Below are 306 nucleotides of genomic sequence, written 5' to 3' on the forward strand. Positions count from 1 at the left end.
TTGCTGCTGTGTATTGAGACAGCTCCATCTCCATTAGCCTTGTCCGTTGGATTTATGTCTTGGAACAGGGATATATTCCACAGAAGGTGTCCTTTTTACAGGTTGAGGATAGAGGCTCATGAGTTGAATTACCTCAACAGGAATATCTGTAGTGACATTTAGACCCAAAGACTTTGCCTCTTCATAAGTTATTGGATAATCATGGGTCCATGTGCCGGTAGATAAGAGTTTTGCTAGATTTTTGGCCTTATCATCCTCATATTTGTCTTTTAAAAGTTCATAAACAGCAGATTCTAACTGGATTAT

The 306-nt window shown here is 38.9% G+C and carries 1 protein-coding gene; it reads right to left on the reverse strand.

Annotated features, from left to right (window positions below; genetic code table 11):
* Window positions 1-33: 33 nt before the first annotated feature.
* A partial coding sequence (locus tag ACYQ0O_RS13195; protein WP_459893814.1) for an SDH family Clp fold serine proteinase occupies window positions 34-306 on the reverse strand: 273 nt, incomplete at its 5' end.

It is taken from the genome of Desulfothermus okinawensis JCM 13304, from assembly GCF_054654515.1.